The sequence below is a fragment of the Acetobacter orientalis genome (assembly GCF_000963965.1).
In the GTDB taxonomy this organism is placed as follows: Bacteria; Pseudomonadota; Alphaproteobacteria; order Acetobacterales; family Acetobacteraceae; genus Acetobacter; species Acetobacter orientalis.
On record NZ_BAMX01000020.1, the window covers coordinates 13,861 to 27,428 of the forward strand.

Here is a 13,568-nt window from a genome sequence, read left to right on the forward strand (position 1 = left end):
CCAACAAAATTGACTTCCAGATTAAATATTACTATTAAAACCCGTTATTGAAAAAATACGAAACGGGATTCAATGAAAAGAAATCTCTACAATAAAATAGTAGAGAATATCTACCAGTCTTCTTTGGAAAAAGAACACTGGGACAGCACTTTAGCGTCTATAGCTCAAGCGCTTGATTACGAAGGGATTGCCATTGTTCCGGATGATCAGGAAGAAACCCTTTTAAAAATCAGCTCTAGCACGAATAAACAATCTGATTTTGAATATTATAATCATTATATCTCACAAAACCCAATGCGCACTTTTTCCCATTTATACAAAGGAAAACAAATAGTTATCTCTGATTTGAACTATATAAGCAAAGAACAAATGGCTAAATCTGCTTATTATGTTGATTTTTTAAATAAATATGAATGCGCTTACAGTGAAAGACTTCACATATCAGAGAAAAATGTTTCCTGCACTATTGCAGCACAGCGCGGACTCAAATACTTAAACCGCGACACGCCACCAGAACTAACTATTGATCTATTCAGTAACCATATTAAAATGTCTCTTTTATTTTTGAAGAAAATGAACCTAGATAATTCTCTAAATTATAAATTATCTGGACTTTATGATAGAATGGATTTTGGCGTTTGCTTAATAACACACGATAAAAAAATATTATTTTTAAATAGATCAATACAGGAAAATCAAAATGATTTATTCTATGTATCAAAAGATAATATTATTTTTTATTCAAACCACAATGAAAATTTATGGAGAAAACTTTTAAATTCTAAAAAGGATATTATTTCTTCAAATATTCATTCAGAAATGACTACATTTATTGATAAAAACAATCATAAAATTCTTGCACGTATTATGCCACTACCCACTATAATAGCAGACCATTTTGGTACAACCGCACGCTGCCAGATGGTGTTTTTTTACGACCTTAAACCTTCTCAAAATAACATCATCGATCTCTTGCGCTCATTAGGTCTCTCTCATTCAGAAGCACAACTTGCACAAAGAATAGGCCACCTAGAAACTTTAAAAGAAAGTGCGCAAAACCTATGTATTTCTTATGAAACAGCCCGCTCCTCCTTAAAAAAAATTTTTTCAAAACTGAATATCAATACTCAAAATGAACTTGTCTCTCTTGTTACAAAGCTCTCTTTCATTCGCTAAACCTCGTTGCTGGTAAAATCTCTACCCCCACGAGAGAAACAGCCCTATCTCCCTCACTGCCCTTCACCAGGCGTGCACTGAAGAGCCAGAAAGGTTCTCAGCTCCCCCACTCTCTCGCCTTAGCCGCCTGCATCTTGTAACACTTGTCTTTTGACGATCACGAGGAGGCAAGTGGGAGTGGCGCAGATGAAATTTGATTTTGCAACGCTGAATGGTATGCGCCAGCACAACCCTGCTTGGCGGCTGCTCTGCTCAGACCATGCGCCCCTTATTCTTAGCTTTTTGCATCAGGTGTTTGTCCGGCCCAATGTGCGCAACCTAGAAGCCGAGAGTATGGCTGAAGCGTTAGAGGACACGTTGTATGCTATACGCCAGCACCTTGATGACACAGCCTTCCCCAGAACCGCACGCGAGTATTTGGAAGAGTGGGCCTCTCCTGACAAAGGGTGGCTAAGAAAATTTTATCAGCCGGGTAAGGACACGGCGTTATTCGACATGACGCCCACCACAGAGAAAGCCCTTTCGTGGCTGGAGCAGTTGGCAGAACGTAGCTTTGTTGGCACAGAATCCCGCCTGAGAACCCTGTTTGACCTGCTCCGCCAGATGAATGAAGGTACCCAGAGCGACCCTGACCAGCGCCTAGCAGACCTGCTGCAACGCCGGGCTGACATTGATGCTGAAATTGCCCGTATTCAAAACGGCGATCTGGCCCTGATGGACGATACCGGCATTAAAGAGCGCTTTGCACAGTTTACCCGTATGGCGCGTGATCTGCTGGCTGACTTCCGGGAGGTGGAGCATAATTTTCGCCGCCTTGACCGCGCAGTACGAGAGCGGGTGGCCTTGTGGGATGGCACCAAAGGGGCGTTGCTGGATGAAATTTTAACGCAACACGACCTTATTAATGAGTCTGACCAAGGGCGTAGCTTTCAGGCTTTTTGGAACTTTCTTATGTCCAACAGCAGGCAGGAGGAGTTGTCGCAGCAGTTGGAGCATATTCTCTCCCTGCCCGTTATTGCGGCCATGCAACCAGACCCCCGGCTACGCCGTATCCATTATGACTGGCTGGAAGCGGGCGACCACACACAGCGCGTGGTGGCACAACTCTCCCACCGGTTGCGCCAATTTCTGGATACCCAGAACCGGCAAGAAACGCGGCGTATTATGGAAATTCTGCATAATATCGAAACGCACGCTTTTGCGCTGCGCCCCTACCTAGCTGACAGCCCGCCTCATGAGGCGCTAATAGAGCTTGATGCCATGGCGGCTACCCCAGACCTTGTGATGGAACGCCCCCTTTATGCGCCACCCCACCCAACGGTTCTATCCCTTGAGCCTATGTTGGAAGAAATAGCGGATGATGCAGACCCAACGGCCCTGTACGAACAAATTGTGGTCGATAAGCTGCGCTTAACCGAAAATATACAGCAGGCTTTGACCGAAGCCCCGCAGATTAACCTTGCCGCCCTCCTGCGCCGCCACCCGCTAGAACAAGGGCTTTCTGAACTGGTTGCTTATCTTCAACTTAGCAGTGAGCGCTTTGAGAGCCTCATTGATGAAAAAACCAACGATCATGTAAGCTGGGATATTATGACCGCAGACGGGTCGAGTATAACGCGGCATGCCACCCTGCAACGCGTCATTTTTGTGAGATCGGTATGAGCCAGACTGTTAATACCCCAGAAAGCACACAGGCTACGGCACAAACTCCGGCCTCTCTTTCCACGCTGGCAATTACTTTGCTGAAAGGCGTGATCTACCGAGAAGAAGATGAAGGCGCTTGGGGGCACCTGCTCCACTTGCAAAACCAGGTACGAGACTACGTCTCTGTGCTTGGGCTGGTGTTAATAATCGACCCGACTGAGGGCTATGCCTACCTACGCAGCGTGCCAGACACAGAGGAAGAAGACGCAGCAGCCCCCCGTATGCCGCGCTTAATTGCACGCCGCCCGCTTTCTTTTCATGTGAGCCTGCTTTTAGCCTTACTACGCCAGAAACTTTTGCAGTTTGATGCCATAGGCGGTGAAACACACCTTATTCTCAGCCGAGATGAAATTGCCTATATGCTCCAGACATTTTTGCCAGAAAGCAGCAACGAAGTCCGGCAGCTTGGCCAGATTGAAACCTATATTCGCCGCGTGGCAGAGTTAGGTTTTTTGCGCCTTATACCCCCTACAAGCCCAGAAGCCCCTAATGCGACACCCCATTATGAGGTGCGGCGTATTCTTAAGGCGTATATTGATGCAGACTGGCTGGCCACGCTGGACGAACGGCTAGAAGCCTATCTGGCACATGCCCGCAGCCTAGAGCAGGCAGAGAGACCGCTACTTACCCCCACAACGAACCTGCACGACCCCGCCCCCCAGCACGACCCCGATTTTTTTTGTGACCAAGCCGATACAGGACTAACCAACCGTGACTGACACCCAGCAAGCCCCGCTCGACTTTGCGGTCGATGACCGTTTGGCCGGTTTCCGGTTACACCGCCTAGAGGTGCTCAACTGGGGCACGTTTGATAAACGGGTATGGCGCTTTCAACTTAATGGTAGAAACGCCCTGCTTACGGGTAATATTGGCTCGGGCAAATCTACTCTGGTAGATGCTATCACAACACTTTTGGTGCCTGCACAACGCATTATTTACAATAAAGCCGCCGGAGCCGACACGCGCGAACGCTCTTTGCGCTCTTATGTAACAGGCCATTATAAGTCTGAACGTAACGATGCCACCGGCACCACTAAATCTGTCAGCCTGCGCGATACGCAAAGCTATACTGTTATTTTGGGTGTTTTTAAAAATGAAGGGTATTTGCAAACTGTAACGCTGGCGCAGGTCTTCTGGATTAAAAAACAACAAGTACAACCAGCACGCTTTTTTGTTTGCGCAGAAAAAGAACTCTCCATTCAAGAGCATTTTACCGGGTTTGATGCCGATATTTTACAATTACGCAAAAACTTACGCGCATTGGGGGCTGAGGTAGAAGACAGCTTCAACCGGTATGCTGCATGGTTTCGCCGCCGTTTTGGCATTGAAAACGAACAGGCGTTAGACCTCTTTTTGCAAACAGTCTCCATGAAATCTGTTGATAATATAACAGATTTTGTACGCGAAAATATGTTGGCACAATTTGACCCGACAGAGCGAATTCATGCTCTTATCTCGCACTTTGAAGACTTGGACGATTCATACCAAGCTGTGCTGAAAGCACAAAAGCAGATAAGCCTCCTTACCCCCCTTACTGAAGACTTTGCCGCTTACAAAGACAGTGAAGCCCAAAGTGAAACATTAAAAGCCTGCCGCCAAGCGCTGCCCGGTTATTTTGCAAGCCAGAAAGCCACCTTACTGGACAAGCAAATTGCCAAAGAGCAAGAGGTCTGTGCAAGCAACCAGCAACAACTTGCAACACAAGAGACAACCCGCACAACCAGCCAGCACCAACTTGAAGAGATTAAACAAGCCATTTACGCCAATGGTGGCGACCGGTTGGAGCAGTTGGCTGTTGCTATACAGCAAGCAGAAAAAACGCACGAAGAGCGGCGTAAAAATGCATCTCATTACGCAACGCTGATAGAAAAACTGAACTCTAAACCCGCTAACTCTGCCGAAGACTTTCAGGAGCAAGTGCAGCACCTGAAAAAACAGAAAACAGAATGGAAAAAGCAAGATACGTGGCTTGCAAAAGACCTGACTGAACAAAGCATTCTGTTTCATGAAGAAAAAAACCAGCACGACGAAATTGTTAGCGAGCTAGATGGCTTAAAAAAGCGCCAGAGTAATATTGATGAACGGCAAATCCGTATGCGCACCATGTTGTGTGACGCATTGGGTGTCTCTGCCGAAGAGCTCCCGTTTGCGGGGGAGCTTATTCGTGTAAGAGATGATGCACGGGAATGGGAAGGTGCTGCAGAGCGCCTGCTGCACGGTTTTGCCTTATCTCTGCTTGTGCCCGAGCACCTTTACACACAGGTGGTAGACTGGGTTGAGCGCACCCAGCTAAAAGGCCGTTTGGTTTATTACCATATTCAAAAAAACCGCACAGGGTCATCTGCTGCGCACCACCATAATACGCTGGCGCAGAAGTTAGAGGTGCACCCAGACTCTTCCATGCGCCTTTGGTTAGAAAATGAACTTGCGTACCGTTTTAGCTTTACCTGCTGCGAAACGCAGGACGATTTCCGCCGCTCCAGCAAAGCCATAACCCGAGCCGGGCAGGTAAAAGAACCCGGTGGACGCCATGAAAAAGACGACCGCCACCGTATTGATGACCGCAGCCGCTATGTGCTGGGGTGGAATAACGCAATAAAAATTGCCGCCCTTGAAGAACGGCAGAAGAAACAGCAAGCCCTTATTCAAAAACATGCTGAGGACATTGCACAGGCCAACAACACCCGCAAAATGCTGCTTGAGCGGTTTGAGACTTTAACACGCCTAGAGCGTTACCCCGATTATACAGAACTAGACTGGCGCAGCGCTGCACAAACTGCGGCCCAGCTTACAGCAGAGCGAGAAGCGCTAACGGCGACATCTGACGTGCTACGTGAGCTTAAACAGCAAAAAGACCACGCAGAACAAACCCTACACCAAGCAGAAGCAGACTATATGCTTTTGTATAAAAAGCAGGCTTTGTTAGAACAGTCCGTAACAACACTGCAAGCAAACCTAGAGCAATGCCAAACTGTGTTAAGCACTTACACGCTAACCCCACAGTATGAGCAAGAACTTAACCGCCTGCAAACCGCACAAAACACTGCCGAACTGGCCAGCCTGGATGCCTGCGTTATTGCTGAAACGCAGCTGAGAAATACGTTAGACACACAAATTGACCACCAACAACGGACACTCGATAGCCTGCGTGACAGCATTTTGCGCGACATGCGCGAATTTAAAACAACGTACCCGGTAGAAGCGCAAGATATTGACAGCACACTAAGGGCCGGGCCGGAATATTGCCATTTACTGGCACAACTCAAAAAAGATGACCTACCGCGTTTTGTCAGCCGGTTTAAAAGCCTTTTGACAGTTAATACGATTAATGAAATTGCTAATTTTAATGCACATCTTGCACAAGAGAGAGAAATTATTAAAGAGCGTATTGCCGTTATTAATACGTCTCTGACCCAAATTGACTATAACCCAGACCGCTATATTAGGCTTGAAGCACACCAGACACTCGACCCTGAAATTCGCGATTTTCAAGCCGCTTTACGCGCCTGCACTGAAAATACCGTATCGGGCGATGAGAGCGAGCACTACTCTGAACAGCGTTTTTCTTTGGTTAAAACCATTATAGAGCGTTTCCGTGGGCGTGAAGGCCGGGCAGAGCTCGACCGCCGCTGGACGAATAAAGTGACTGATGTACGCAACTGGTTTTCTTTTGCGGCAAGCGAGCGCTGGCGTGCTGATGAAACCGAGTTTGACCATTACACAGATTCAGGCGGTAAATCAGGCGGGCAAAAAGAAAAACTGGCCTATACTATTCTGGCCGCCAGTTTGGCCTATCAGTTCGGGCTAGAATGGGGGGAAGTACGCTCACGCTCCTTCCGCTTTGTGGTGATTGACGAGGCCTTTGGCCGCGGCTCTGATGATTCGACACAATATGGCTTACGGCTGTTTCAGCAACTTAATATGCAGCTTCTTATTATTACACCTTTACAAAAAATACACATTATTGAGCCATTTGTCTCAAGCGTAGGCTTTGTAGATAACAAAGACGGTAATTATTCACGCTTACGCGTACTAAGCATTGAGGAGCATTTTGCCAACAAAACGGCCTTGCAAGAGCCTGGCACTGAACACGAGAGAGCATGAGGGGTGAGCTAGGGAGTAACGGTAAAACCTCTCACAACGCAGGTTATCCGTTGCTCACCTGCTCAAATGCTTTGTCTTTCAATGGACAACCTGCGAACAACTGGGCCTGCGCCACGCGTGCTTACTCGGGCCGTAAAGCGCACCCATGCTGCTAGGCCAACCTTTAGGGAATAACGATTTCTGTGCCTGCTTTAACGCGGTCTAGCGCAATAAGAGAGCGGTACCGGGCAACCGCGCTGTTTTGAGCAAAAAGGCGGCGTGTTGTTTCTTCATACGCGGGCATGTCTGGTGCCACCACCACTAAAATAAAGCTCATGCCGCCTGCCACATAGTAACATTGCTGCACCTCTGGCGCTTTGCGAAAGAGCGCCTTGGCGTTATCGACCGTTTCCAGACGTTCGTCTTTCAGGTCTATCTCGACAATGGCGGTAATGCTCATATGCACGGCATGTGTGTTTACTATGGCGGCGTTGGCCGTAATAACGCCCGTTTTTTCCATAGCGGCAATGCGGCGCTGCACAGCGGCCGCAGACAGGTTAACCCGCTCGGCTATATGGCGTTGGGGCATTTTATTATCGCGCTGGATAAGGCGCAAAATGGCCCGGTCGAACTCATCTAAAGATTTAAAAATGGTCTTTTTCGTCATAAGTGAGTTTTTGTTGCATTTTGCTGGGCAATCAAGAGCGCAAAACTCACTTTTGCGATGATATGTCTCTGCCTGTCTAAAAAATTGAGTGTAACCACCATGCAAACAGAAAAACAGGCAGGCACCGAGCACAACCTTGTATTGGGCACGGTGTGTGGCATTGGGGCGGGCGCATTGTGGGGGTTGGTGTTTTTAGCCCCTGAGCTTGTACGCGCCTTTACCCCACTGCAATTAGCCGTGGGGCGGTATTTGGCTTATGGCGCGCTGTCTGCAGCCCTTATAGCCCCCCGCTGGCAGCGCCTGCTTTTTACTGTAAAGCGGCAAGACTGGGCCGCGTTGTTTTGGCTCTCTCTGTTTGGCAATACGCTTTACTATATTTTGCTGTCTATGGCGGTACAAGCGGGCGGTATTGCCCTGACATCGCTCGTGCTGGGTTTTTTGCCGGTAACGGTCACGCTTATTGGCAGCCGAGATAAAGGGGCCGCCCCCCTTGGGGTGTTGCTGCCCTCTTTACTGTGCTGTGCTGCTGGGGCTGTTTGTATAGGGTGGCAGGCTATTGCCACACCGGGGGCCAGTAACAATGCGGTTACGGGGCTTATATATGCATTGGCCGCGCTTATTTCCTGGACAGCCTATGCTGTGGGCAATAGCCGCTGCCTTATGCGGCTGCCCACGGTCTCTATCCATGACTGGAACCTGCTTGTGGGGCTGGTAACCGGGGCGCAGGCTGTGTTGTTGCTCCCTGTAGTGCTGTTAAGCGGGCACTTACAGTACAGCACACTGCAATGGGGGCAGTTTGGCGCTGTGTCTTTGGCGGTTGCTGTTATTGCATCGCTTGTTGGTAACGCCTTATGGAACCGCATGAGCCGCCTTGTACCCCTTACCATGACCGGGCAAATGATTTTATTTGAGACCCTGTTTGCGCTTATTTATGGTTTTTTATGGGAGGAACGCTGGCCCCGCCCCCTTGAAATTGCGGCCTTTGGGCTACTGGTTTTAAGTGTGCTTACCTGTGTTTCTGGCCACCAAAAGCAAGCGACCAAACGCCAGAAGGCCCTTAGCGCCTTACCCGAAAATGGAGTTTAGCCCCATGCCGCCCATTACTTTTGACGATTTTGCAAAAATAGACGTGCGCGTGGGCACTATAACCGATGTGCAGCCTTTTCCCGAGGCACGTAAACCGGCATGGAAATTAACCATTGACCTTGGGCCAGAGCTAGGCACCAAACGCTCTAGCGCACAAATAACTGCACTTTACACCGCGCAAGACCTACAGGGGCTGCAAGTGGCCTGCGTTGTAAACCTTGGCCCCCGCCAGATTGGGCCGTTTATTTCTGAAGTGCTGACACTTGGCTTTCCCGATGCGCAGGGCAATGTGGTGTTGGTAACCCCTGAAAAACCTATCCCTAATGGGGGGCGGCTGTTTTAACCGCCCCATACCTGCCTACACCCTACGGGGTAAAAAGCATTTTTATAGTAAGGCAAGCGTGCTTAAATAAATTTCGCGCTCTTCATCTGTTGGTATAACGCGCACACTTACGCGGCTTTGCGAGGCGCTTATAAGGGCCGCGTGCTGCTGGTTGGCTGTGGTATCGAGCACCACACCGGCCCAGCTTAGGGCTTGGCATACTTCTTGGCGCAGCATGTGGTCGTGCTCCCCAATGCCAGCGGTAAAAACCAGACCATCTAGCCCGCCCATAACGGCTGTAAGCGCCCCAATTTCTTGCACAATGCGGTAGACAAACAAGCTAAGGGCCTCGGTAATGCGCGCACTTTGCTCTGATGTGGGGTTTTTAGCGCGTAAAGCGCGTAATATGCGCATATCGGGCGAGATGCCAGAGACACCCAGCAGGCCAGAGTCATGGTAGAGGGTTTGCACCAGTGTGTGCCAATCGGCCCCTTCTTCTTGCACCATATAAAGCAGTACGCCGGGATCTATTGCCCCACAGCGGGTACCCATCATTAACCCATCAAGTGCAGAAAAACCCATTGTGGTTTCAAGGCTTTTACCTGCCTTTAAAGCGCACAAGCTGGCCCCGCTGCCTAAATGGGCAATAATGGTGCGGCCTGTTGCCAGTGTGGGGTCTAGTTGTGTAAGGCATTTTGCAATGTAGCTATACGAAATGCCATGAAAGCCATAACGCACAATACCTTGCGCTTGATAACGGCGCGGTAGGGGCAAAAGCCGTGCTATTTTAGGAATAGTGCTGTGAAAGGTTGTGTCAAAACACGCAACCTGCACAAGGCCGGGCCATTTTTGGGCAATGGCTTTAGCCGGGGCCAGCGTAGCCTGTTGGTGTAGGGGGTCAAACGGGGTAAGGCGTTCGAGTTTGTCGAGCACATCTGGTGTAATTTTAACGGGTTTTAGAAAATCTGCCCCGCCGTGCACAATGCGGTGCCCAACAGCAACCACCCTGCCCTTTGGGGTAAAATGCTCCAACCACTGAAAAAGCTGGTCGTAAATAGCAAGCCCTGTTTGGGGCCAGTCTTCTTGCGCTAAAACCGTGCCATCGTGGTTTTGGGCACAAAAGCGCGCCCCGTTGGGGGTATGTTCAATTTCGCCCTTAACAAGCACTGTGGCCTGTTGGCTGGCTGCTTTATCATAAATTCTGAATTTTAAGCTGGAAGAGCCACTGTTAAAAACCACAACACCATCATGCATTTTTTATACCCTTTACATGGCTCTTCTTTTTAATGGCCTACTGGCTTTGGGCAGTACTTTGGGGGGGTAGGTAGCGTGCATAGAGCGCCCCCACGGCAAGAGAGGCTAAGCGAGCCTGCACGCTATCTGCCCGGCTGGTGAGTAAAATGGGTACACTGGCCCCTAACACCACACCGGCTGCTTCTGCCCCGGCCAGAAAAATCATGTTTTTGGCAAGCATGTTGCCTGCCTCTAGGTCGGGCACCACAAGAATTTGCGCCCGCCCCGCCACGGGTGATGTAATGCCTTTTATTTGGGCGGCAGTGGCGCTTACCGCGTTATCCATAGCCAAGGGGCCGTCTAGTACGCCGCCTTCAATTTGGCCGCGGTCTGCCATTTTGCACAGGGCTGCGGCATCTACCGTGCCGGGAATTTTGGGGGTGATGGTTTCTACCGCAGACAGCAGGGCTACGCGGGGGGTACCCAAGCCAAGGCCGTGGTGCAGATCTATGGCGTTTTGCACAATATCGCGCTTAACGCTGAGGTCTGGGGCAATGTTAATGGCGGCATCTGTCACAAAAATAAGATCATCATACAAAGGCACAGCAAGAAGAAAAACATGGCTGATACGCCGCGCGGTACGCAAACCACTCTCTGGTGAGACAACGGCGTGCATCAACACATCTGTGTGTAGGCTGCCTTTCATAAGGGCCTGCACGCGGCCTGCTTTTACCAAAGCCACGGCGTGGGCTGCGGCCTCTTGCGGGGTGGGGGTGTCTATAATGGGGGTAGCGCCCAGCGCTAGCCCGTAACGTTGGGCAACATCGGTTATAAGAGTGCGCGGGCCAATAAGCACGGGGGCAACAATGCTGTGTTTGGCGGCCTCTAATGCGCCTTCTAGGGCGTGTTGCTCGCAGGGCCAGACAATGCCCATACTTACTGCGCCGGGTAGGTGTTTGGCCTGCTCTATTAAGGCTTGGTAGGCTTGGTGGCTTTTGCTGGTGCGAGAGGGGGCTGGCATATCAGCCGGGTCGTGCAGGTAAGACTGCGCGCGGCCTGCCTGTGGGGGAGTAAAAGGGGCCGCATGCAATGGGGCTGCCTGCTGCGCAGGCGTATTGGGCTGGGCACCATGCGGCTGTGCGGTATTAGGCTGACTGGCGGTGGTGTTAGCCATTGTCTGTTTTTCCTGTTTGTCCATGCTGGTGGTACCTACCCCTAGACCGAATGTGGCACGCGCCCCCGCTGCTGCCTTTGTAAAAAATATATGTGCCCACCAAGTTAATGCACGATACCCTAAAAGCAGGAGAGAAAAAGATCATGATTTAAAATACTATTTTATGAAACACAGGGTTTTAAAAGCGTGACCAACCACTCCATAAACACTGTTAAGCGGCGGGAGAGATGTTTGCGGTGTGGGTAAAGCAGGCTCATGGGTAAGGGTTCTGGCTGCCATTGGGGCAAGACCTCAACTAACTGGCCTGTTTGCAGGTACGATTGTACATCATACCGTGGCACCTGAATAAGCCCAAGGCCAGCAAGGCAGCAGGCAATAGAGGTTTCTGCACTATTAACCGTAACGCAGCCTGCCATAGCACGGCTGTGCAGGGTTGCGCCCTCTTGCCACTCCCACTCTTCTACCCTGCCAGTAGAGGGCGAGGCGTAGCGTACCATTTGGTGTTGGCTTAGGTCTGCCGGGGTTATTGGCGTACCATACCGCGCCAAATACGCGGGGCTGGCCACGTTAATAAGCGGCAGGTCTCCAATTTTGCGGGCAATAAGGTTGGCATCTTCTAGTGGGCCAACACGCACCACACAATCTAGGCGGTCTTCTATTAAATTGACGGAACGGTCGGTCACGCCGAGTTCAATTTTAAGAGTAGGGTAGCGGCTCAAAAACTCGGGCAAAGCGGGGGCCACAATAAGCCTGCCAATGCGGCCAGGGGTATTGACGCGCACAACACCTTGTAAACCCATACCTTCTTTTTTAAAAAGTGTTTCTAGGTCATCTATATCTTGCAAAATTTGTAAGCAATGGGTGTAAAAAGTGCTGCCATCTGTTGTGGGGGCAACTTGGCGGGTGGTGCGGGCCAGCAGGCGCACCCCTAGGCGGGTTTCTAGCTCTTGTATGGCGGTAGAAACGCTTGAGCGCGGCATGCCCAGTGTATCTGCCGCACGGGTAAAGCTGGAGGTTTCTACAACCCGTGTAAAAATACGGAAAAGATCGATACGATCCACCAGTCTTTGCCCCGCTGCGACACTACCCGGTATTGTTCGGGTTTTACGACATGTGTTGTTAGATAATTACGCTTTGTGCAAAAAATCAAGATGATACCCTGCGCACAGACTAAGGAGCGGCTGGGCGGCTCTTACCTTTTTGCACGGAGTATCACACATGGTTGACCATAGCCTTAAAGGCAAAACCGTTCTTATTGCCGGTGGCGCCAAAAACCTAGGCGGACTTATTGCCCGAGACCTTGCTGCGGCAGGGGCAAAAGCCATTGCCATTCATTACAACAGTGCACACACACAACCCGAGGCAGAAAAAACAGTGGCTGCCCTACAGGCCAAAGGGGTTAAAGCCGTTGCGTTTCAAGCCGACCTAACCACGGCCGCGGCCCATACCAAATTATTTACAGACACCATAGCCGCCATTGGCAAGCCAGATATTGCCATTAACACTGTTGGTAAAGTGCTTAAAAAACCTATTGCTGAGACAACAGAGCAAGAATTTGATGACATGTTTGCCGTAAACACCAAGGCGGCGTACTTTTTTATTAAAGAGGCCGGTTTACACTTAAACGACCACGGCAAACTGTTAACACTGGTAACCTCTTTGCTGGGTGCTTACACCCCTTTTTATGCCACCTATGCAGGCTCTAAAGCCGCAGTGGAGCATTTTACCCGCGCGGCCTCTAAAGAATATGGCGCACGGGGTATTTCGGTTAACGCCATAGGGCCGGGGCCAATGGATACGCCTTTCTTTTACGGCCAAGAAGCGCCCGAGGCTGTTGCATACCACAAAACTGCCGCCGCTCTGTCTGCTTTTAGTAAAACCGGGCTGACCGACATAGAAGACATTACCCCCCATGTACGCTTTTTAGTGTCTGATGGGTGGTGGATGACCGGGCAAACCATTTTGGTAAATGGCGGCTATACTACAAAATAGAAGTTAGGTTTTAAAAAACATAGTCTGTAACAAAGCCCCTTTACACAGTACAGGTAAAGGGGCTTTGTGCATAAGCGTAGGGTGCGCTCTATACAAGCGGTATTATACCGCGTTGCGGTGTGCCCCAAACG

At 50.0% G+C, this 13,568-nt stretch carries 11 protein-coding genes; 7 read left to right on the plus strand and 4 right to left on the minus strand.

Features of this window, described 5'->3' with window-relative positions; genetic code table 11:
* Positions 1 to 72: 72 nt before the first annotated feature.
* The 4 genes from Abor_RS08380 to Abor_RS08395 all read left to right on the plus strand — a co-directional run bounded on the left by Abor_RS08380 (position 73) and on the right by Abor_RS08395 (position 6,984).
* Positions 73 to 1,176, plus strand: coding sequence for a helix-turn-helix transcriptional regulator (locus Abor_RS08380; protein ID WP_048841417.1), 1,104 nt, complete (start codon positions 73 to 75; stop codon positions 1,174 to 1,176).
* A 186-nt stretch (positions 1,177 to 1,362) separates the two neighbouring features.
* Complete coding sequence (locus Abor_RS08385; protein ID WP_048841418.1) at positions 1,363 to 2,838, plus strand: DUF3375 domain-containing protein; 1,476 nt, start codon at positions 1,363 to 1,365, stop codon at positions 2,836 to 2,838.
* The gene (locus Abor_RS08390) at positions 2,835 to 3,599 is read left to right on the plus strand and encodes a DUF4194 domain-containing protein (protein WP_084594446.1); all 765 of its coding nucleotides are present in this window, start codon (positions 2,835 to 2,837) and stop codon (positions 3,597 to 3,599) included. The genes Abor_RS08385 and Abor_RS08390 overlap by 4 nt, the downstream gene beginning before the upstream one ends.
* Positions 3,592 to 6,984, plus strand: coding sequence for an ATP-binding protein (locus tag Abor_RS08395; RefSeq protein WP_048841419.1), 3,393 nt, complete (start codon positions 3,592 to 3,594; stop codon positions 6,982 to 6,984). Before Abor_RS08390 ends, Abor_RS08395 begins: the two co-directional genes overlap by 8 nt.
* A 163-nt stretch (positions 6,985 to 7,147) precedes the next feature.
* On the opposite strand, the gene Abor_RS08400 is transcribed toward Abor_RS08395, so the two are convergent.
* A complete protein-coding gene (locus tag Abor_RS08400) occupies positions 7,148 to 7,630 on the minus strand; it encodes an Lrp/AsnC family transcriptional regulator (RefSeq protein WP_048841420.1) in 483 nt (160 codons plus the stop codon).
* Between the two features lie 99 nt (positions 7,631 to 7,729).
* Here Abor_RS08400 and Abor_RS08405 point away from each other — a divergent pair, with 99 nt between their 5' ends.
* Both Abor_RS08405 and Abor_RS08410 read left to right on the plus strand, forming a co-directional pair.
* Complete coding sequence (locus Abor_RS08405) at positions 7,730 to 8,716, plus strand: DMT family transporter (protein WP_126621309.1); 987 nt, start codon at positions 7,730 to 7,732, stop codon at positions 8,714 to 8,716.
* 4 nt (positions 8,717 to 8,720) lie between these two features.
* On the plus strand, positions 8,721 to 9,059 hold the full coding sequence (locus Abor_RS08410) for a tRNA-binding protein (RefSeq protein WP_084594450.1): 339 nt from the start codon (positions 8,721 to 8,723) through the stop codon (positions 9,057 to 9,059).
* Between the two features lie 42 nt (positions 9,060 to 9,101).
* Here the strand turns inward: Abor_RS08410 and Abor_RS08415 are convergent, their stop codons facing one another.
* The 3 genes from Abor_RS08415 to Abor_RS08425 all read right to left on the minus strand — a co-directional run bounded on the left by Abor_RS08415 (position 9,102) and on the right by Abor_RS08425 (position 12,506).
* Positions 9,102 to 10,292, minus strand: a complete 1,191-nt coding sequence (locus tag Abor_RS08415; RefSeq protein WP_048841422.1) for an acetate/propionate family kinase — start codon at positions 10,290 to 10,292, stop codon at positions 9,102 to 9,104.
* 37 nt (positions 10,293 to 10,329) lie between these two features.
* Positions 10,330 to 11,292 carry a bifunctional enoyl-CoA hydratase/phosphate acetyltransferase gene (locus tag Abor_RS08420; protein WP_048841467.1) on the minus strand — a complete coding sequence of 321 codons (963 nt, stop codon included), beginning with the start codon at positions 11,290 to 11,292 and terminating at the stop codon, positions 10,330 to 10,332.
* 314 nt (positions 11,293 to 11,606) lie between these two features.
* Positions 11,607 to 12,506, minus strand: a complete 900-nt coding sequence (locus tag Abor_RS08425) for a LysR family transcriptional regulator (protein WP_048841423.1) — start codon at positions 12,504 to 12,506, stop codon at positions 11,607 to 11,609.
* 157 nt (positions 12,507 to 12,663) lie between these two features.
* On the opposite strand from Abor_RS08425, the gene Abor_RS08430 reads away from it, so the two are divergent.
* Positions 12,664 to 13,437 carry an SDR family oxidoreductase gene (locus tag Abor_RS08430; RefSeq protein WP_048841424.1) on the plus strand — a complete coding sequence of 258 codons (774 nt, stop codon included), beginning with the start codon at positions 12,664 to 12,666 and terminating at the stop codon, positions 13,435 to 13,437.
* Positions 13,438 to 13,568: the final 131 nt, after the last annotated feature.

What these genes read in the sequence shown, in the direction of transcription:
- Abor_RS08415 (WP_048841422.1), bottom strand. Translation starts at nt 10,292, where the DNA reads ATGCATGATGGTGTTGTGGTTTTTAACAGTGGCTCTTCCAGCTTAAAA.
- Abor_RS08430 (WP_048841424.1), top strand. Translation starts at nt 12,664, where the DNA reads ATGGTTGACCATAGCCTTAAAGGCAAAACCGTTCTTATTGCCGGTGGC.
- Abor_RS08405 (WP_126621309.1), top strand. Translation starts at nt 7,730, where the DNA reads ATGCAAACAGAAAAACAGGCAGGCACCGAGCACAACCTTGTATTGGGC.
- Abor_RS08385 (WP_048841418.1), top strand. Translation starts at nt 1,363, where the DNA reads ATGAAATTTGATTTTGCAACGCTGAATGGTATGCGCCAGCACAACCCT.
- Abor_RS08420 (WP_048841467.1), bottom strand. Translation starts at nt 11,292, where the DNA reads ATGCCAGCCCCCTCTCGCACCAGCAAAAGCCACCAAGCCTACCAAGCC.
- Abor_RS08410 (WP_084594450.1), top strand. Translation starts at nt 8,721, where the DNA reads ATGCCGCCCATTACTTTTGACGATTTTGCAAAAATAGACGTGCGCGTG.
- Abor_RS08380 (WP_048841417.1), top strand. Translation starts at nt 73, where the DNA reads ATGAAAAGAAATCTCTACAATAAAATAGTAGAGAATATCTACCAGTCT.
- Abor_RS08390 (WP_084594446.1), top strand. Translation starts at nt 2,835, where the DNA reads ATGAGCCAGACTGTTAATACCCCAGAAAGCACACAGGCTACGGCACAA.
- Abor_RS08400 (WP_048841420.1), bottom strand. Translation starts at nt 7,630, where the DNA reads ATGACGAAAAAGACCATTTTTAAATCTTTAGATGAGTTCGACCGGGCC.